This window comes from Hyphomicrobium sp. ghe19, assembly GCF_902712875.1.
Lineage (GTDB): Bacteria > Pseudomonadota > Alphaproteobacteria > Rhizobiales > Hyphomicrobiaceae > Hyphomicrobium_B.
On sequence record NZ_LR743509.1, the window covers coordinates 3126267 to 3145916 of the forward strand.

General features: G+C 58.9%; 17 protein-coding genes. 9 read left to right on the forward strand and 8 right to left on the reverse strand.

The features are described 5' to 3' along the window. Positions 1–9: 9 nt before the first annotated feature. Complete coding sequence (locus AACL53_RS14925) at positions 10–666, reverse strand: hypothetical protein (protein ID WP_339085317.1); 657 nt, start codon at positions 664–666, stop codon at positions 10–12. Between the two features lie 373 nt (positions 667–1039). Here AACL53_RS14925 and AACL53_RS14930 point away from each other — a divergent pair, with 373 nt between their 5' ends. Further along, positions 1040–1399, forward strand: coding sequence for a hypothetical protein (locus AACL53_RS14930; RefSeq protein WP_339085318.1), 360 nt, complete (start codon positions 1040–1042; stop codon positions 1397–1399). Next, complete coding sequence (locus tag AACL53_RS14935; RefSeq protein WP_339085319.1) at positions 1392–3209, forward strand: ATP-binding protein; 1818 nt, start codon at positions 1392–1394, stop codon at positions 3207–3209. Before AACL53_RS14930 ends, AACL53_RS14935 begins: the two co-directional genes overlap by 8 nt. Before the next feature lie 428 nt (positions 3210–3637). Here the strand turns inward: AACL53_RS14935 and AACL53_RS14940 are convergent, their stop codons facing one another. Further along, a complete protein-coding gene (locus AACL53_RS14940) occupies positions 3638–3943 on the reverse strand; it encodes a hypothetical protein (RefSeq protein WP_339085320.1) in 306 nt (101 codons plus the stop codon). A 1100-nt stretch (positions 3944–5043) separates the two neighbouring features. Beyond that, complete coding sequence (locus AACL53_RS14945; protein ID WP_339085321.1) at positions 5044–5298, reverse strand: hypothetical protein; 255 nt, start codon at positions 5296–5298, stop codon at positions 5044–5046. Positions 5299–5501: 203 nt separating this feature from the next. On the opposite strand from AACL53_RS14945, the gene AACL53_RS14950 reads away from it, so the two are divergent. From AACL53_RS14950 to AACL53_RS14970, 5 genes are all read left to right on the forward strand, one after another. After that, positions 5502–5918, forward strand: a complete 417-nt coding sequence (locus tag AACL53_RS14950) for a response regulator (RefSeq protein ID WP_339085322.1) — start codon at positions 5502–5504, stop codon at positions 5916–5918. A gap of 162 nt (positions 5919–6080) precedes the next feature. Next, complete coding sequence (locus AACL53_RS14955; protein ID WP_339085323.1) at positions 6081–6272, forward strand: CsbD family protein; 192 nt, start codon at positions 6081–6083, stop codon at positions 6270–6272. A gap of 221 nt (positions 6273–6493) precedes the next feature. After that, positions 6494–9169 carry an ATP-binding protein gene (locus AACL53_RS14960; RefSeq protein ID WP_339085324.1) on the forward strand — a complete coding sequence of 892 codons (2676 nt, stop codon included), beginning with the start codon at positions 6494–6496 and terminating at the stop codon, positions 9167–9169. A gap of 238 nt (positions 9170–9407) precedes the next feature. Continuing rightward, positions 9408–9614, forward strand: a complete 207-nt coding sequence (locus tag AACL53_RS14965) for a hypothetical protein (RefSeq protein WP_339085325.1) — start codon at positions 9408–9410, stop codon at positions 9612–9614. Positions 9615–10537: 923 nt separating this feature from the next. Next, a complete protein-coding gene (locus tag AACL53_RS14970; RefSeq protein ID WP_339085326.1) occupies positions 10538–11437 on the forward strand; it encodes a polysaccharide deacetylase family protein in 900 nt (299 codons plus the stop codon). Between the two features lie 106 nt (positions 11438–11543). On the opposite strand, the gene AACL53_RS14975 is transcribed toward AACL53_RS14970, so the two are convergent. Beyond that, positions 11544–12581: a glutamine synthetase beta-grasp domain-containing protein gene (locus AACL53_RS14975; protein WP_339085327.1), complete on the reverse strand. Its 1038-nt coding sequence runs from the start codon at positions 12579–12581 to the stop codon at positions 11544–11546. A 450-nt stretch (positions 12582–13031) separates the two neighbouring features. On the opposite strand from AACL53_RS14975, the gene AACL53_RS14980 reads away from it, so the two are divergent. Next, positions 13032–13232 carry a DUF2735 domain-containing protein gene (locus tag AACL53_RS14980; protein ID WP_339085328.1) on the forward strand — a complete coding sequence of 67 codons (201 nt, stop codon included), beginning with the start codon at positions 13032–13034 and terminating at the stop codon, positions 13230–13232. A gap of 268 nt (positions 13233–13500) precedes the next feature. Here the strand turns inward: AACL53_RS14980 and AACL53_RS14985 are convergent, their stop codons facing one another. The 3 genes from AACL53_RS14985 to AACL53_RS14995 all read right to left on the reverse strand — a co-directional run bounded on the left by AACL53_RS14985 (position 13501) and on the right by AACL53_RS14995 (position 17605). Next, entirely contained in the window at positions 13501–14430 is a 930-nt protein-coding gene (locus AACL53_RS14985; RefSeq protein ID WP_092867849.1) for a glutaminase, read from the reverse strand. A 469-nt stretch (positions 14431–14899) separates the two neighbouring features. Next, on the reverse strand, positions 14900–15409 hold the full coding sequence (locus tag AACL53_RS14990) for a DUF4142 domain-containing protein (RefSeq protein WP_339085329.1): 510 nt from the start codon (positions 15407–15409) through the stop codon (positions 14900–14902). Positions 15410–15859: 450 nt separating this feature from the next. Then, positions 15860–17605, reverse strand: a complete 1746-nt coding sequence (locus AACL53_RS14995; RefSeq protein ID WP_339085330.1) for an alpha/beta hydrolase — start codon at positions 17603–17605, stop codon at positions 15860–15862. Between the two features lie 177 nt (positions 17606–17782). On the opposite strand from AACL53_RS14995, the gene meaB reads away from it, so the two are divergent. After that, on the forward strand, positions 17783–18784 hold the full coding sequence (gene meaB / locus AACL53_RS15000; protein ID WP_339085331.1) for a methylmalonyl Co-A mutase-associated GTPase MeaB: 1002 nt from the start codon (positions 17783–17785) through the stop codon (positions 18782–18784). Positions 18785–18850: 66 nt separating this feature from the next. Here the strand turns inward: meaB and AACL53_RS15005 are convergent, their stop codons facing one another. Then, the gene (locus tag AACL53_RS15005) at positions 18851–19477 is read right to left on the reverse strand and encodes a hypothetical protein (RefSeq protein ID WP_339085332.1); all 627 of its coding nucleotides are present in this window, start codon (positions 19475–19477) and stop codon (positions 18851–18853) included. Positions 19478–19650: the final 173 nt, after the last annotated feature.

A 19650-nucleotide genomic window follows, 5' to 3' on the forward strand; every position in this document is an offset into this window, starting at 1 on the left:
TCCGCGCCGTCAGTGCCACCACAACGCTGGATTGGTCAGCAGATCGACGACGCTTGCCTTGTGCCCTGCGCTTGCGAGCGCCATTGCAGTTGTCGTGCCCCTCTCGCGTTCTTCGCGTTCGGCCGTTCGAGAGTTTCGCGTCGCTTTGGCGAGGGCTTTCTGTGGAATGCGGTGCGTGTTTCCGTTGCCTTTCACGCGATTGGGCGGCGGCGCCTCCTTCAGCGGAGGCGCGTTTTTTTCGGTTGTGTCCTCCGCCTGCTGGTTCGACGCCAGCATGATCGAGCGTCCAGCCTGTGCTTCGGGCATTTGCGGCGAGACAAGCTTTTCCGGGTCCGGTTCCGCGTCCGGCGTTGCGGGATCAGTCTCAGCCGGCTCATGCTTGGCTGGAGCGACATCGTCATTTTTCGAAATCGAACCGGTCGTCATTCCGGCGAAAAGGGCGCTGATTTTTTCCGCCTCCTGGCGCGCGGCGACAGTTTGGCCGCGATTGGCGTGCAAGGCGGACGCATATTTTTCCTGTCCCGACGACGGGACGAACGACGGCAACGGTGTCGAGCCTTCGGATAGCGGCTCGGCCGCCGCGAATACGGGATCTGCAAAAGCCGGCGGTCCATAGGCGGCGAGCAAGGCCACAACCGGCACAACGACTGACGCAACTGATTTCATAACTGACGCCCTTTACTGCCCAGGGCCATTCAGCAATCCCAACGACGGCAATAGAAAGGCTGGAGTTCTCGCGGCGATACTAACGGGCGGGCACCGCCGTGCTCGGGGCGCTCATTGCTCGGTCTTCCAGCCTCTGGACCTTAGCTGAACGCGCGAATGTATTCGTTAACTTTTCTGACCGAGAGGCTACGAGCGTTTTCAATTCCGGCGCGATCAAAATGAATAGCGTCTATTTCAACGGGATACGGTCAGCCTCGGTTAAGCTCAGAGTAACGCATTGGAAGGATGATATTCCGGGGGGTCGAATAAGCGTGCCCCGCGCTGTTGATGAAACAATCATTTGCCCCCAATGAAGTCTCCAAATCTCGCGGCCTTGATTATCGACGAGGGCACGGTCCTGGATGCCGGAAAGCTGCTGCGTATGCGTGGCTATCTCGATTTGGTCGGCTTTCGCGACATTATCGGCGAATTCGAGACCGCCATTGAACAACGCCTTCTGAATCTCCAGTCGCTGGAGCTATCTCCGTCGCAGATTGAAGCGATCTGCCACGATCTCATTAATTTTACCGGCACGCTCGGAATGTGCCAGTTGATGTCGGCGGCGGAGAGATTGAGAGAATGCGCCCGCCATCATGCGCGGGCAGAAATGCTTTCGGCGCAGGTCGAAATGAAATACGCTGGCGAACGCGCCATGGCCGCGTTGCGGGCGTATATGGAGGCCGCCAGTGACTAAGCTGCGGCTTCATCGCGATCAATTGGCCGCCGTCGCCCGCGTCACGCCCTATGCAATGGCCGGCTATGGCGTCAATGTGGCGCTCGCCGCGGCCGCATTCTGGAACACCTTCCCGGCTCACCATCTTTTGCTTTGGCTTCTCTTCTCGTTCTCCGTTTGCGGCTTCGTGGGACTGCGTTCGCTACCTCGCGCGCCTTCCAGGCCCCGCCAAAATGTCGACACGACACGGAGCGCTCGGAACGCTCTTGTATTCGCAGTGCTACTCGCACTCCCCTGGTCGTTCTTGGCGGCGGCGTGGGCCGGTGCCGTAAGCGGGACCAGCGAGGCGATCCTCACGGCGTTTGTCGTCGGCATGGCCGCAAGCGGCAGCATTCTGCTCGCGCCCATCCCCGCGGCCGCACTTACCTACGCGGTGACCATCCTTGGCCCGCTCATACTGAAACTGCTCATTCTCGGCGGCAGAGAAAATTTCGTCCTCTGCGCGCTCGCGGTGAGCTTTTTAGTTTTTTTGGTCGTGCTCGTCATGACAAACGCTCGCATGTTCATGGAGCGGCTCAAGGTTCTGGACCGGCTCAAAGTGTCCATTGCCGATGCGAAGGCCGCGAATGAGGCGGCGCAGCGCGCGACGTCGGCGAAGTCAGAGTTCTTCGCGACGATGAGCCATGAAATCAGAACGCCGTTGAACAGCGTCATCGGCTATACGAGCCTCGTGCTGGCGCGACGCGGCCTCAATACTGAAGATGCGCGCGATCTCGAGATCGTGCGGGATGCGGGACGGTCGCTCCTCAATACCGTGAACGACATCCTCGACTTTTCCGCGATCGAAGCCGGGCGCATGAAGCTGCTGCTTGCGCCCACCCTGCTCCGTCCGATCGTCGAGAGCTGCCTGTCGCTGATACAGGTCGATGCGCGGGCGAAAGGCCTAATTCTGAGCGCCGAAATCGATAGCGCGTTGGATGAGGTCGCAGTTTCGGCGGATGCGCAACGCGTCCGGCAGGTGCTCGTCAATCTCGTCGGCAATGCCGTAAAATTCACTTCCGTTGGCCGTGTCGATGTCCAGGCCAAGTGGGTAAAGCGGTCGGATGACGACGTCGTCGTTCGCTTCGTCGTCAAAGATACCGGCCCTGGCATACCGGAAAAGTCGATACCGGAACTGTTCAACAGGTTCAGCCAGCTCGATGGAAGTTACGAGCGGCGCTTTGCAGGATCGGGCCTCGGGCTCGCCATCAGCAAGAGCATCGTCGTTGCCATGGACGGCCGGATCGGCGTCGACAGTGTGCTCGGCGAAGGGTCGGCTTTTTGGTTTGAATTGCCGCTCGCCGTCAGCCGGTCACAGCCTGCAGCCGAGCGCTCTGCGGATTCGAAACCGGCTGGACCCGGCGGCCTCAATGTTCTCGTGGTCGACGACATGGAGCCGAACAGACGGCTCACGTCCACCGTGCTGCGACGTGCCGGGCATCGCGCGGTGGCAGCCGCGAGCGGCGCCGAAGCCATTCTGCTGGTGCAGTCGGAAACATTCGATGTCATCCTCATGGACATGCAGATGCCCGGGATGAACGGCCTCGCGGCGACGAAGGAAATTCGGAAGCTGCCTCCTAATCAAAGTCAGGTTCCGATCATCGCCATGACGGCGAACGTTCTCCCCAACGAAATCGCGAGCTGTTATGCGGCCGGTATGACGGCACACATCGGCAAGCCGTTCGAGATCGATGTGCTGCTTCATGCAATCGAAGCCGTGTGCGACGGAGCAGGAATTAGCACGCGTCATCGCGTTCCGGTCACCGCATCGGGCGGAAGAAATCCTTTCTGATCATCGTCCGCGGAAACCCCGTCGCGGGACGAACCACATAGTTCGCGGGCGAGCCGCTTTCAGAGCGTGGCAGCTTAATCACAAGCTGTTACACGCCGCGTCGGATTGTGAATTGTTTGTGACCGCAATTTTCTGTATTGGCTGCCTCCTTCAGCGGGAAGAGCGTCGCTGCTTGAATGGTCGGCACAGCGGGAGCCGATACCGCCAAGCGTGAGGGTGACGTGTTCCTGTCAGCCCTGCCAGCGATGGCAGGGCTCTCTATTTTCCACGGCTTGCGCGCATAAAAAAGCCCCGGATGACCGGGGCTTTTTCATCAATAGCCGTAGCCGCAGTACTGCCGTCCATAGCGCCAATAGCAGTAGTAATCATCGTCGTAATAGCCGTCGTAGCCGTATACGAAGAACGGGCCTCCTCTGAAGCGGCCTCGGTTAAAGTGATGTTCTCCATGTTGTCCACGGGAATTTCCGCCCATAGGACCGCCGCGGAATCCGTAGCCGGGCCCGGCGAAGCCGCCACGGCCCATTCCCCCATTCCGCCCATGCCCCCGTGGCCCATGCCACCACCGAAGCCGCCGCCACCGCCCATTCCGCCGCCTCCCCACCGCCTGCCGAGAAACCGCCGCCGTGACCGCCGCCGCCGCCGCCGCCGCCGCCGTGGGCATCGGCAGAAATGGAGAATGCCGTAACCGCAAGCGCCGCGGCAGCGACAGTCGCCAACTTACGAATTGTTTGCATTTGGTTTTCCTCATTCTTTGAGGAGCTGAAACAGCTCCGACAATGGGCAAACCTTCGCAATAAATGTTTGTTGCGTGCCGACAATCGAATAACTCAGCCGGCTGAACAACCAGTCGCAGAGTTCAATTCGGTTCCGCACTTCGAATCCGGTGATCGGCCAGCGACTTATGTTCGGAATGCGCTGTTGCGGACGCTCTGGCCTATCGACAGCGATGCAAAATGTGAAAAGCACATCCGCATTGCGATCGCGTAAAAAAATGCCCCCTCGCCTCGAAAACATATGTGACTGAGATAGCGGAACTGCGCATTCCTCACCGGGCTTTTAGCGTAAGTCAGACTGCGTGGTCGTCGGAGGAAAACAAAAAAATGTACGAGGATGATTGGCTAGCGGAGTTCAGGAGCCGGGCGAGCCCACGCTTGCGCGAAATCTTCGAGACGGAACTGGGCAGCCTTCCGCCTTTTGTATCGAACCTGCTGACTCGCCTCAGGCAGGCAGAAGGAAGCTGAGGAGACGATCGGACGCGGCAGCACGTCTTCGTTTCAAGATTTCGTTGGGGATGACAAACGAGAAGACGCCGGCTTCGGGGGAAAGCCGGCGTCTTATGGGACGGCACTATCGGGGGGATTTAGCGCCGAGACTACAATCTTGGGGGAGATTGTATGTTGAAAACGACAACAGCGATGTCAGGTTCCACATCGCACGCAAAAATATCGCCCTGACTTCCGAGCGCGAGCAGCGCAGCTCGGGAAAAGCTGGAGGCGAGCCCGCTTTGGCGGGAAGGATACCTAAAGTTTTCTCTGGCGTAGGGTGCCCAGCAGATGGGCCGGCCTCTTCGGCGCCTCAATCCATAGGATGACGATGAAGGTCGTCGAGTCCGCCCAGCGCGCACGTGCGCATCGGTTACGTATCATCTCACAGCGGGTGTCGGAGGATCGAGCATCGACCGCCCCGTGTCCGATCCTGAAGCTGTAAACCGGAGCTCCGCCGTTAAATTTCATTCGCAGACGAAGTGTCGAATGAAAACTTTGATCCCCTACCCCAAGGCCGCCGCTTCACAGCGCTTAACCCAGTCGATCGCGCCGGCGCGCGAATGCAGCGCCTAATTCCCATCAGTGCTATCTGCGTCTTTAAACCGGCTGCCGTTGGCAATGCCTAGAACCCCAAAATCCTGCGACCGGGAGCGATCATCGACCTCTCCCGTCGGCGCGCTGGTCAGCCCGCGCTTCAGCAGCTCGCGTACGGCCGCGGCACGGCTGGGCATGCGGTATTTGTAGCGGAAGTCATCGACAGCTCGAAGTTCTTCCGGCTCAAGCATAATCTGGAGTCGTTCGTCTCTGTTTGATGCCGCGCTCATGGCAAACCTCCTCGGGCGCAAGTAATTGCCGGCTCATAGTGAGTAAGCCGCTCAGTTTGAGCTTCGGCCCACGATAACGGGGATGACGCCGATACCGTTCCCTACGCATGCTTACAATTTCGCGACCGCACGGTAAGTTGCTGTTTCAACGGATTGATTAATACCCGGAACGGAATGAGGATGGCGTTTTCGGAGTTGGCGGCATGTATTCTCGTTCGGCAAGCATGGTGGAAACGAACATCTTCGGACATGTGCGCCCGCCGCGCGTGCTGCTTGTCGAGGACAACACGCTTATCGCCCTCGACCTCGAAGAGATCCTCAAAGGGTATGGCTGCCGGGTCGTCGGGCCATCTATGACGGTGCGGGAAGCGCTCGAAGTTCTCGATCGGGAAGAGGTCGATATCGCGGTGATCGATTACCTTCTCGAGGATGGGGAAGCGTCGCCGCTAACCCGTGCACTCGACGTTAAGGGCATCCCTTTCGCGATCTGCACCGGGGCGGGGGGAGCTGAGCTCTGCTCACTTTATCCGAATACGCCGATCCTCGGAAAACCCTATAATCCCGAGGACGTTTCGATGGTTGTGAACAGTCTCATCGCCAGCCGGCTTGCCGCCATCTGAGATTGGCCCGGCGCAGATGAATTGAGACCGCGCACTGCGGCCCGACAATCAGATTCAAATTTGTTGCTCGGTTGCGCCCGCTCTTCGCGTGTGCGTTGTGAGCCTGCGGAACTTTCCATCGAAGCCTGGCGTTGGCAGCAACGTCATTTTCAGGAGGTGACCATGGGCAGTCTCAAGAGCAAATTTGACACGGCAGTCGGCAAGATGAAGGAAAAAGTCGGATACGCAGTTGGCTCCGACAAGCTCCAGGCCAAAGGCGCAGCTCAGGCCGTGAAGGGGAAGGTCGAAGGCGCGGTCAGCGATGCTGCCAATAAAGTTCGCAAGACCGTAGACGACCAGATTCAAAAGCGCTGAGCCGCCGAACAACGGCTGCGCGTCGCGGCTGAGTCGCGCAGCCCTCAAAGTGCCGATTAATTATGGAAGCTATCGCCGCCATCCCGAAAAGACAAAGTCGACCCGACCGCCGTCCAATGTAATACTCGAGTGAGGGATTGGCGAATGGACGGGCCACTGGCTCGGCGCGAATTCCGTTCAGGAACGATGGGCACAAAGGTTGGGATTGGGAGCAGCGACGGTTGAGCGGCCCGAATTTCGATAAGCTGCAATTCCTCACAGGCGGTGGGGAAGCGTCGCAAATCATTGCGGATTTCGACTGGTCGCGTACGTCGCTGGGTGTCATCACGGATTGGCCGTCGACCCGGCGGTCGGCGATATCCCTCGTTTTGCGTTCGCCTATCCCCATGGTGACGCTGTGGGGCGAAGACGGGTTCATGATCTACAACGACGCTTATTCCGCGTTTGCGGGAGAGCGCCATCCGGCCTTGTTCGGTTCGAAGGTTCGCGAAGGGTGGCCGGAGGTCGCGGATTTCAACGATAACATTCTCAAGGTCGTGCTTGCGGGGGACACGCTGGCCTACCGCGAATTTCCGCTCACGCTCTACCGTCGGGGCGGTCAAGCTGAGCAGGTCTGGCTCGATCTCGATTATTCGCCGCTGCTGGATGAGTCCGGAACGCCCGTCGGCGTCATTGCGATCGTCGTTGAGATCACGGCGAAGGTACAGGCAGAACGCGAACTGAAAGCGGAGCGCGAGAGCCTCAAGCGGATGTTTGAGCAGGCGCCGGGTTTCATCGCAGTTTTGAGCGGCCCCCGGCATAAATTCACGATGGTCAACGAAGCCTACAAGAAGCTCGTCGGAAATCGTCCGGTGCTGGGCGAAGCCGTAGCGGACGCCATTCCGGAAGTGGAAAAGCAAGGCTTCATCGAGGTTCTCGATCGCGTTTATAAAACCGGCGAACCCTTTATCGGAAGCAGCGTCCCGGTCGCTCTTCAGCATTTGCCCGGCGGCGCGTTCGCCTCGCACTATCTCGATTTTGTTTATCAGCCGATCATCACGAGCGACGGCACGACCACGGGGATATTCATCCAAGGTCATGACGTCACCGAGCAGAAACACATCGAAGCCGCCATTCGCGCCGAGACGCGCAAGCTTGACGTGTTGAACCGGATCGGCGCGGCTGTTGCCGCCGAGCTCGACGTTGGACGGATCGTTCAGATGGTGACCGACGCGTGTACGGAATTGGCCGGCGCGCAGTTCGGGGCATTTTTCTATAACGTGACCGACGACGACGGTGAGAGCTATATGTTGTATGCTCTCTCCGGCGTGCCACGGGAGAGCTTCGAAAAATTTCCGATGCCGCGCAACACGGCGATCTTCGAACCGACCTTCAGGGGCGCCAGCGTCGTTCGCTCAGACGATATTTTGTGCGATCCGCGGTACGGGAAGAACGAACCGCACTATGGCATGCCGAAGGGACATCTCCCCGTGCGGAGTTATCTTGCCGTGCCAGTGATCTCGCGTTCGGGCAGCGTGATCGGTGGATTATTCTTTGGCCATGAAGAGCCGGCAAAATTTATCGCCGAGCATGAAGAGCTTCTCGTCGGCATTGCCGGACAAGCCGCGACCGCGATCGACAATGCACGGCTGTATCAGGCCGCCGAGCGGGAAATCGCGGAACGCCGGCGCGCCGAGGCGGCGCTCCAAGCCCTCAACAACACGCTCGAACAACGGGTGATCGATGAGATCGCCGCCCGCTCGAAAGCCGAAGAGCAATTGCGGCAGGTTCAAAAGATGGAAGCCGTAGGGCAATTGACGGGCGGCATCGCGCACGACTTCAATAACATGCTGGCCGTCATTCTTGGCGGGCTCGATCTCTTGAAGCGCCGGCTGGCGAAAGGCGAGACCGACGTCGAACGCTTCGCCGATGCGGCTATCGACGGCGCCAAGCGGGCCGCTAGCCTGACGCAGCGGCTGCTCGCCTTCTCGCGCCAGCAGCCTCTCGCTCCCGAACCAATCGACGCCAACAAATTCGTGTCGCGTATCAGCGAGCTCCTCGCGCGCACGCTTGGCGAGCCGATCAAGATAGAGACCGTTCTTGCAGCCGGCCTGTGGCGCGCAACTGCCGATCCTGCCCAGCTCGAAAATGCGCTCATCAATCTGGCGGTGAATGCCCGAGACGCGATGCCTAAAGGCGGCCGACTGACAATTGAAACGCTGAACTCGGTTGTCGATGAAGGCTACGCCAAGGAATACGCAGTCACTGCCGGTCAATATGTTCTGATTGCGGTCACTGATACCGGCGACGGGATGCCCCCCGAAGTCATGGAGCGCGCGTTTGATCCCTTCTTCACAACGAAGGAAGTCGGAAAGGGCACAGGTCTCGGGCTAAGCCAAGTTTATGGATTTGTCCGCCAGTCCGGTGGGCACCTCAAACTCTATTCCGAAGTTGGCGTCGGAACGACGGTGAAAGCCTATCTTCCACGCTTCTATGGCGAACCCAGCGAAGCCCGGCAGCCGAAAGACACGCCCAATCTGCGACAGGGTTCGCGAAAAGAGATCATTCTCGTCGTCGAGGACGACATTCGCGTTCGTGCCGTGTCTGCCGAAGCGCTGAATGAGCTTGGTTATAGTGTGCTGGAAGCAGCTGGCCCGCATGAGGCACTCGCTCTCCTCAACGCACATGACGACATCGCACTTCTGTTCACGGATGTCGTCATGCCGGACATGTCGGGCCGAGAACTTTCGGATCGCGCGCGTCAGAAGCAGCCGATGCTGAAGGTTCTCTACACGACCGGATATACGCGAAATGCCATCGTCCACAATGGCGTTCTGGATCCAGGCACAAGCCTCATCAGCAAGCCGTTCAACGTGGAAGAGCTTGCTGCGAAGATCCGGAAAATTCTGGACGAATAGAACGATCGTCCGTACTTCGCATTACAGAATATCGTACAAAACGCGGCCGAACCGCGACGCTCGGTACAATTTTTGACGAATACATATCGCGTCCGAGCGTCCGGAGGTTTCCGCGAATTTGGTTAGCGGACCCTTTGAACGGAGCTTCAGCGGCGGCCTCACCCACGCGGCTCGTTGTCATGCGCTTTGGAACGTGAACTCTCGACCAGGGTTTACCTTCCAAATCTTGGAGGCAAAAATGGCTATTACCCACGATCCCACCTCGCTGGAAATGCTTCAAGAAGAGGGCATCGAGCATGCGGCGATAGAGAAGCAGCCTTATGCGCCCGATGCGCAAGAATTCGAATATCACATCGACACCTATCGCGGTTTCCTCCGTGGGGTGACGCTTTTCGTGGCTCACGCCGCGGTCATTCTGATCGCACTCGCATATTTCTTTGGTTGACCGAGGAATGGCGCGGAAGACACCAACAGAAGTTAGACAGGGCAGTTCGCGAACGACAAATTTTCGCGTCCTCATTTTGTCGATGCTGATCACGGTGCTGGTTCTCGGTGGCTTTGCGCTTGCGTTCATTATGAAGACGCCCGCCCGGATGGAGGGGACCGCGAACAACGCTGTGCAAGATCAGTCTTCGCGCGGATCACCACCGGAATCGAAGCCGCTTCCCAAGTAGCTGCCGATCAAAATCCCAGGCTCAAAAAATCCATTGTTAACTAGCTGCTTCGGTTGCGCTTCGGCATGCGGAACCGAGCTTTTAGCGGTCCGTTGCCCAAGCGGAGCGCTCGCTCCGGCAAAACAAAGGATCACCATCATGAAGAGAATTGCGATGCCTGTTCTCGCTTGCATTGTGGCCGTCACCGCTATTGGCGCCGTTGCTTCCCCCGCCAGCGCATGCGGTTGGGGTTGGGTTCACCACCCGCGCGGATGTGGTTGGGGATGGTAAGCTAGTTCTGCGTATTGAATCGTCGCCGACGCACCAAGCCAAAGCTGCGCCGGCGAACTTTTTTGATCAAATTCGATCTCGAAACATATTGCGGTGTGGCCTGAGACCAATCGCAACGTGCAAAGCGCGGCGGCACGCTCGTGAAATCGCAAGAAAAACCTGGAGATGTGGCATACGTGCCGGAGGTATACCGATTTTTGAGGTCCGCTTGCCGCCAAACTGGCTGACCGCGAGGCCAAGTTGTTATATTCGTTCCCGATTGGCACGAGACTGCAGAACCTCACGTTCCCTTTGCAGATTCTTTGCTCGGTTCCTTGCATCGGTGAGCCGGCTTCGGATATCTGACGGTGGCCGCGCCCCAGTTGCGCAGTTGTTGTAATCCGCGTCGATGATTATCGGTGGCCCTTCTCAGGTTGGATGTCGCATGCGACCACACTGGATTTTAGGCACTGCCGCCGCAGCTATGATAGCGGCGGGCGCCACCGTTTTGTCTCCCGCGTACGCGGATGATGCGTGCCCCGCCGGAACGCTCGGCGTTTCAAGAACGATTGAGGTCGACACGACCGGCGGACCGTGGATCGGCTCGCCTCATGGCGATCCGAATTTCCTTGCTCCGAACGAGGTCGTTCTCACATTCGACGACGGCCCCTCGCCGAAGGATACGCGTGCGATTCTCGCCGCCCTCGCGAAGGAATGCACCAAGGCTGTCTTTTTTATGGTCGGCGAAATGGTCGTCGTGCATCCGGAGATCGTCAAAGAGGTTGCGGACCAGGGGCACACGATCGGGACGCACACGTGGTCTCATCCCAATCTCGCGCGACTTGCGTTGCCTGAAATCACGCATGAGGTCGAAGCGACCTTCGACACCGTGCAAAAGTTCAGTCCTCTGCCGGTCGCACCGTTTTTCCGCTATCCCTATCTTTCGAGCAGCAAGCTCGCCGAGGATTACTTCAAAAGCCGGAATATCGCGCAGTTCGCGGTCGACATCGATTCATCCGACTGGCGCATGCGTAGCTCTGCGCCTGTGATCTCGAGGGTTATGGCGGGCCTCAAGGCGCGCGGGCGCGGCATCGTCCTGATGCATGACATCCACAAATGGACGGCTGACGCGGTGCCTGGGCTGCTCGCGAAACTCAAGGCGGGAGGCTACAAGGTCGTGCTGCTGAAGCCGAAAACCACGCTGCAGCTGGTTGCCGATGTCACGCCGCCGGAGCCGCAGAAGAGTTCGCTCAAATCCGCATCGCGAAGGGTCAAACATCAGCGAACGTCTTCGCGCGGAAGAAAAGCGGTGCTTCTCGGCAAGAGGTCAGCGGTAATCCAATAGGGACTGCGCCGTCTGGCCGGACGCAAATGCGAAGCGGGCTTATCGGCCGAGCCGATCCAGATAGAATAACGGCGCCGACTGGTGAGCCGGCGCCGTGTTTTAGAGATTAGGCAGCCTTCGCGACGGCGCCGGCCGGCACCGCAGAGATCGTCTTCAAGATCTGCGAAGCGATCTGGTATGGGTCGCCTTGCGAGTTCGGACGGCGATCCTCGAGGTAGCCCTTGTAGTTGTTCTTCACGAACGAGTGCGGGACGCGGATCGAGGCGCCACGGTCAGCAACGCCATAGCTGAACTTGTTCCACGGCGCGGTCTCGTGCTTGCCGGTCAGACGCTTGTCGTTGTCCGGGCCGTAGACGGCGATGTGGTCCATCAGGTTCTTGTCGAACTCCTTCATCAACGCTTCGAAGTAGTCCTTGCCGCCGACCGTACGCATGTACTCGGTCGAGAAGTTGGCGTGCATGCCCGAGCCGTTCCAGTCGGTGTCGCCGAGCGGCTTGCAGTGATACTCGATGTCGATGCCATACTTCTCAGTGAGGCGCTCAAGCAGGTAGCGGGCCATCCACATCTCGTCGGCAGCCTTCTTAGACCCCTTGCCGAAAATCTGGAATTCCCACTGGCCCTTGGCCACTTCGGCGTTGATGCCCTCGTGGTTGATGCCGGCTGCGAGGCAGAGGTCGAGATGCTCTTCGACAATGGTTCGCGCGACGTCGCCGACGTTCTTGTAGCCGACGCCCGTATAGTAGGTTCCCTGCGGCGCCGGATAGCCAGCGGCGGGGAAGCCGAGCGGGCGCCCGTCCTTGTAGAAGAAGTATTCCTGTTCGAAGCCGAACCAGGCGCCGGCGTCATCGAGGATCGTGGCGCGCTTGTTCGAAGCATGAGGCGTGACACCGTCGGGCAGCATAACTTCGCACATGACGAGAACGCCGTTGGTGCGGGCCGGATCCGGATAGTGGGCAACCGGCTTCAGAACGCAGTCCGAGTTGCTGCCTTCAGCCTGCTGGGTGGAGCTGCCGTCAAAGCCCCAGAGCGGGAGGTCTGCGAGATCCGGAAATGCGCTGTATTCCTTGATCAGCGTCTTGCCACGCAAGTTCGGAACCGGCGTGTAACCATCGAGCCAGATATACTCGAGCTTATACTTCGTCATTCGTTAGTGCTCCCTAAGTTTGACGTCTGAGAATTCCGTACTGCGTGCGCGGCCTGCGGGGGGCGCCGCGAATGCGCTCGGGCATCGATGAGAAGCTGCTTCATCCGAAGTGCCGTCCTGACGCTGCCAGCGGGCAGCGATGGCGGCTTGAGACATGCATGCGGACGCGAGTTCAGCGCAAAGTCTCGTGCTCTCAACTTGAGACGCGCCGGTCAGCATCCATTCTCCCTCTCGTTTGATGCAGGCCCATACGAAGCCTGGCGCAATGTGGGGGAACACGACGGTTGCAGCGCGCGTTCACCACGGCACGGATGCTATCCAAAGACGCAAAACCAAGCATGCCCATAATATGTGCAACTGCTGATTTTTATTGAGGCATCAGAATTATCGGGCGAAAATGGATGTCGAACCGGCTATATTATGGGGCCGGTGAGACGTGGAGAGATAAAGATGACTGAGACGCAGTATCGACAATCGGCAAAGATCTACCAATTCCCGAAGGGTGGAAGAGCGTCCCTGCATGGACAGCGGCTCGTCAAGAAAGCTGCTGCGATCGTGCCCTCACGGCTCGCCAGACACGCTGAGTTCGGCAGCTGCTGGTACCACGAGGCAGCCATCGAAGACGACGCCGAGCTGGTGCGTTGGAGCTGAAGCTCGAAGGTCGCAGGCGTCATGCGTAACGTGAATTCCAACGACTGCAGACACTGATCTATATCGCGGGAAAGGCATTTTCGGCCCTTCCCCGCGCGGCGGGCGATGATTGCCGCCCGGTTGCAAAATCGGTTGATATTCTGGTTATATTCGGGCCACTTCCGGCCTCACGGTTCTCTGGTCATTTCGGGGCACCTGCTAAAACTTGCGCGCGAGAAAATTCGGCGCTTCGAAGCGCAATGCGTTGCGCCGGCCCGCCCCCTAATCCTCATGCGCCGAAGATCGACCAGCCCATTCGGTGGGTAAGATGCTCAAGTGCAATCTGCCCCAGCCGCGAGTTGCCGGTCGTATCCAAACCGGGCGACCAGACGGCAATCGAGGCCTTGCCTGGCGCGACTGCCAGGATACCGCCGCCTACTCCGCTCTTGCCCGGCAGGCCGACGCGGTAGGCGAATTCCCCCGATCCGTCGTAATGGCCGCAGGTCAGCATGAGAGCGTTAATCCGACGCGCCCTCTCAGGCTGCACAACTGCATGTCCCGTAGACGGATTGCTGCCAAATTGTGCAAGAAAGCGTCCCGCCATGGCCAATTGTCTGCAAGACATCGCGATGGCGCAGTGGTGGAAGTAGACCCCGAGCGTGAAGTCGACGGGGTTATCGAGGTGCCCGAAGGACTTCATGTAATTGGCCAGCGCGGCGTTGCGGAAGCCGGTTCGTTGCTCGGAGGCGGCCACCTGCTGATCGATTGTTATGGTCGAATCATCGGCCAGGAACTGCATGAACCTCAAAATTTCGCCCAGCGCCTCACGGGGCAAATGGCCGGATAGGATTAAATCCGTGACGGCGATCGCGCCGGCGTTGATAAAGGGGTTTCGCGGAATGCCCTTCTCGTTTTCTAGCTGGACGATCGAGTTGAAGGGGCTCCCCGAGGGTTCGCGGCCGACCCGCTTCCAAAGCCTATCTCCGACCTTTCCTAAAGCAAGGGTCAGCGTGAACACCTTCGAGATGCTTTGAATTGAAAACGGCGTATCGGCGTCGCCTCCGACCGCGACGTTTCCTTCGGCGTCGATAACGGCGATGCCGAAAGCTTTGGGGTCAACGCGCGCCAATTCGGGAATGTAGGTTGCGACCTCTCCCCGTTCGGGCATGCGCCGCATCTCGTCAGCGACTTCTTTGACGACGTCGTCAAGCTTACTCACGGTATGCCCATCTCATGATTGCGATCCTCCCACGTACTAGCGGGCATTCACTCAATCACACAAGCGGGCACACAAGCAGGCGAAATTGCTTCCGGCTTCGAGATCGGCTCTGCTTACTCCCGACGCGCACCCGGCGTTTCCTACGAGACGAGCAGATCGGATCGATCGCATGCAGGTTGCTTAGCGCGTCGCGTGCGACGCTTCACGCGCAGAATATGCGCAAGAACGTTGAATGTTGAAATCTCGGAAAACCGGCCAAAATATCCAGTAAAACGCGTGCGTATCGGCGCTCAAATCGATGTCGGCGATTGCCGAATCGGAGCTGTTGTTTTAGGATTTTTGTATTGTACGCTCCCGTACATTCATTAGATGATATTGTCTTGGCCCCGAAGCTTCCCACTTCGGGGCCTTTTTAATTTTGCGCCTATTTAATTCTGCTCTCGCGGTGCTCTAGAAAAATTCGTCACCGCTAGCTGTGTGAGCGCATCTTGTCATTGAGATCTTTGGCCATCGCCAGATGATGCTCAAGTGTTGGCAACAATGCGGCGGCAAAGGCCTTGACCTGAGGCGTCGGTCCGTTGGCGGCATAATCCTTGAACTTAGCAACCGCGTCCTCATGAGCTTTCAGCTGATCGTATACGTAAGCGGAATCGAAGCCGTCTTTGGTCGTGAAGAGGCGGAGCTTCGCGTACTTCTCTTCGTGCGCCATATCGAGTGCATTCTCAGGCGGTTCTATCTTGGCTTCGTTAAGCGCCTTCTTCAGATCCTCACCGGCCTTTGTGTGATCGGTGATCATTTGATGCGCAAAGCTTTGCACCTCGGGTGACTTTCCGTATTTCAAAGCAAGCTGACTTGTGTCGATTTCGAATTTATTGCCGACGGTCGCGTTGGATACGAAGTCCTTGGTCTGGCTCGGGACCTCCGCAGCCAGCACCGGCAACGCAAAGCCCATTGCGATGATTGCTAAAATTGCTCTCATATCGATCTCTCCTATGGTCGCTCGACCTGTGGCTCGTAACCGCCGCCACACGGCTCGCGTTCCCGGTCGTCACGGATGTCTTCACCAGGCTTCGGCGCGCTGGCAGACGCTTCCCTGAACCGAGGCCATGGATAGGAACTTTTGGGGTTTCTGGCGGGTTTTGACGTCCGTGTGCGGAGATCTGGTCTGGAGATCTGAGCCGTGGACCAATATTTGAACGAACTGCTTTTGCTGCTGTCCGTCATTGGGGCGCCCATAGTTCTCGGAGCGCTGCTATTTTACGGCATGACGATTTCGGAGCGGAGACACTACTCGGAACGAGATGATATCCCATCGCGCAGGGTCACCATCGGCAGTAAGCGCCGTCAGGGATGAGCCGGTTGTTATTGCCGAGTTACCCGGTCGCCCGTTACCGAGGCCCCGATCACGGGAGCCTCAGTTGCGAGAACCTCAATTGGTCGCCTGAAACCGCCAAAAGGTTCCAGCCGCCGACTCCACCGCCAAGATGCTTTTCACGCGTTTGTCCGGTGGCCGGATGCCGAATGCGACCAGCGCTTTGACGTCATCGAGCAAGGCGGGATTTTCCGCATAGCCCGAGTGGTTGAGGCCGAGCGCGTCCGTCGAAACTGCCGTTACGTCGATGGTGTCGACGCCTGGAATGATCAACGGTCCGTCTTTTGGAATATCGCCGGCGCGCGGAACGCCGCCCCAGAACCGCGCCGAATAACCGAGCGCGCGATCGTTGGACGCGGCGTAGAGCGTTACGCCCTTCGCGAAGCTCGTAATCTCGCGAGCGATGATATTGAACTTATCGCGGTCGACGTCGGGCGCCGCGAGAATGACTTGGCTGATCACCACACCGCTCGGAATTTTGGGCTTCAGCCTTTCCAGCACACGCAGCAAAAGCTCATTACCCATCGAATGCGCGATGAGGCTGATGGATTTCGCGCCGCTCTTCTGAATGACCATCGTCAGAAATTCAGCGAGCCTCGGCTCTGCCTGTTCGACGCTGCCGCGATCATAGGTATAGCTTGCGACCTTGCCGCCAGACGGCCAACTGTAGACGAACGGCACGCCGTCGAAGCCGAGGTCGTAGGTGATCTGCGCGGTCCGATAGAGGGCGCAGTCGAAGGACGTGTTGAAGCCGTGTACGAAGACGAACGCGTGATCCTTGAACGTCGAGGATTTCGCGAGCTGCTCTTTGACGAGCGCGAGCATCTGCTCTTCGCTGAGGCTCTTAATTTCCTGCAGCGTGAAATGCTTGTTCGGATCCTCTTTCTCTTCGTAAATCTTGTATTTGAAATACGGGATCTCGTAGACCGTTGGCCGCTCGATGTGGGGCACCTTGTGACTGAGAGGCACTGAGATAAGCGCGCGTCCCAACTGCAGTTTATGACCCCGCTCAGATCCGAATTGCAGGCGGGCCGGATCAGGCTCGATGGCGCGATCGGTTCCATAAAAAACGGGAACGACTTTGAACTTCTTCGAAGGATCGCTCTCGATAGCCGCGCGCGCGGCGGCCGTTGGCGCGACGGGCGGCTGCAGGACCGGGGCTGGAGCGGGCGGAGGCGGCGGAGCTGGCATGGCAGCCGAAGGCGCGGGCCGCGCATAACTCGCGCGGGGCTCAGGGGCTGGTGCTTCGGCGGAAGCCGCCGGAGGTTCGGGCGGCGCGGCGCCACCGGAAGGCTCGGACGGCTCCGGCGGCGGAGGCGGAGCAGCGCCGACCGCTTTGGGCTCGACCTCCGGAGGTGGCGCAGCCGCAGATTCCGATTCTTTGGGCTCTTCCGCCGTGGGCGAAGGAGCACCGGCGCCGTCTCGGCCCTCCCCGATAGCGGACGGAATTCTCGGACCGGACCCTCCGTTGAATTCTTGCTCGAACGTCGAGCCGGAGCCCGGCGCCGCCTCGTCCTTTTTGTAGGCATCCGTCTGCGTGTCGGAGTCCCTGCTTGCCCCCTTATCTTCGCTTTGTTGCGTCGCTTCGGAAGGGGGCGCCGCTTCCGGCCATTCGGGTGCTGTGGCTTGCTTTGGCGGGGATGGTGGTAATTTTTCCTCGATCTGACCCCGCTGGTCTTGGGCGGTCTTGCCGACTTTCGGAGCTTCGCTACAGGCTGCGAGCAAGCCGCAGGCTGCGAGTATCGTCAGCCCCCATCCCGTCCGGCGAGCTGGTCTACGCCAGCTTTCAGCAACCCAAATCACGCTACCCTCCCCTAGGACGCGGCCCGGCCACAAGCTAGGCAGCTTAAGGCCGCCAAGCAACCGGCTCTATGGCATGAGATTGTGACGGGGGAGAGCGTCGAATTCCCGGCTTGCGGGAAAGCGTCTTTCCTGCCCATCGTCTCCGCCGATGAACGAACAGGATTCAGCTTCGCAGCCATGGCCGTTACAGCCCTCCCAGCCCACAAAATTTCCGTCGCCGACTATGTCTCCGGTATCGCCAGCGGCGACCGGGCGCTTCTCGCTCGCGCCATCACGCTTGTGGAAAGCTCAAACCCGGACCACGGCCGCCTCGCCCAGCAGGTGCTACAGGAGCTGCTGCCCAAAACCGGCAACGCCGTGCGGCTCGGCATTACCGGCGTTCCCGGAGTCGGCAAGTCGACGACGATCGATCAGCTCGGGATGAACCTGCTCGCCGAAGGGCATCTGGTCGCCGTTCTCGCCATCGATCCGACTTCGAAACGCTCCGGCGGCTCGATCCTCGGCGACAAGACACGCATGAGTTCGCTGGCGCAGGAGAAGAATGCATTCATCCGGCCGTCGCCTTCGTCCGGCACGCTCGGCGGCGTGACGCGGCGCACGCGCGAGACCATGGCGCTGGTCGAAGCGGCAGGCTTCGATGTCGTCATCGTCGAGACGGTAGGCGTCGGTCAGTCCGAGGTTGCCGTCGCCGATATGGTGGATTTCTTTCTGGTGCTTCTGCTTTCGGGCGGCGGCGACGATTTGCAAGGCATCAAGAAAGGCATCATCGAGCTTGCCGACATGATCGCCATCAACAAGGCGGATGGCGACAACATCCGGCGCGCGGAAAGCGCGGCGGCCGAATACAAAAACGCGCTGCAGATTTTCACGCCGCATGGCGCGAGTTGGTTTCCGCCTGTGTTGACTGTGTCGGGACGGGATAACCGTGGGCTCAAGGAGCTTTGGGCAAAGGTTCTTGACCACCGGAAGACGATGACGGCGACTGGCGAATTCGAAACGCGGCGGCAATCTCAGGCCGTGTCCTGGATGCGCGATATGCTCGAAGACCGGCTCATGGGTGCGCTGAGGGCCAATCCGAGCGTCGCGGCGGAGCTTCCGAAAATCGAACAATCCGTTCGCAACGGCACGCTTCTTCCGACGCTCGCGGTTGAACGCATCATGATGATGATGGGGATCTGAGATCTCGTACAATCGGGCCCGCGCTCGATCCGACGGGGCCCGACGGCGCGTTGCACAAGCCGGTTATTATCGCGCGATGCTACCGGTCACCATTGAGCTCTGGCGAGACTTGACCTCGGACAGAGAGACTTCAATTTCCGCATTTCGCGCGGCGGCGAATTCCGCTTCCCGGCGCGCTGTCTCGACGGCTGCGACTGACGCTGCAATCTCAGCATTGCGTTCGTCCGCGAATTTGGCATCCTGGTAGGCGGCCACAGCGGCGTCAATTTCACGATTGCGGGCCATTTCGAACTCCGCTTGCTGAATAGCGGCAACGCGGGCCATCGATGCGTCAGCTTCGGCGTTTTGCCGACGTTCGAATTCGGCTTCCGCGACGTCTTGCGCTTCCTGATCGCGCAGGTTTGCAACAGCGGCCAAGGATGCGTTGATCTCGGCGTTGCGTTCGCGCGCGAATTTTGCCTCAGCGTATGCAGCGAACGCCTTTTCCATTTCGGCGTTCTGATCGCGTTCGAATTCGGCAGTCTGCAGAGCTTCGACGCGAGCAACCGAGGCATTGACCTCGGCCTTGCGCTCACACGCGAATTGGGCGTCGGACACCGCCGACGTGGATTCGGCAGCGATAGCAAAGTTCCCCGTAGCGGGGATCGCAAGTCCAGTCAGGACAGTTGCGATAATGATCCGCATGTATGACATTGGAGATGATCCTCGCTTGGCAATTTATTTGCGACTGTCTCAGCGCCGGCAGGATCGTATTTGAATCCATTATGTTTAAAATTGCGTGCATCGAATGCGATGAAAAACGCCCAATATATATGCTCATTTTTGGCATCAGGGCGATATACGGCGATTGCGAAAATGTGACGGTT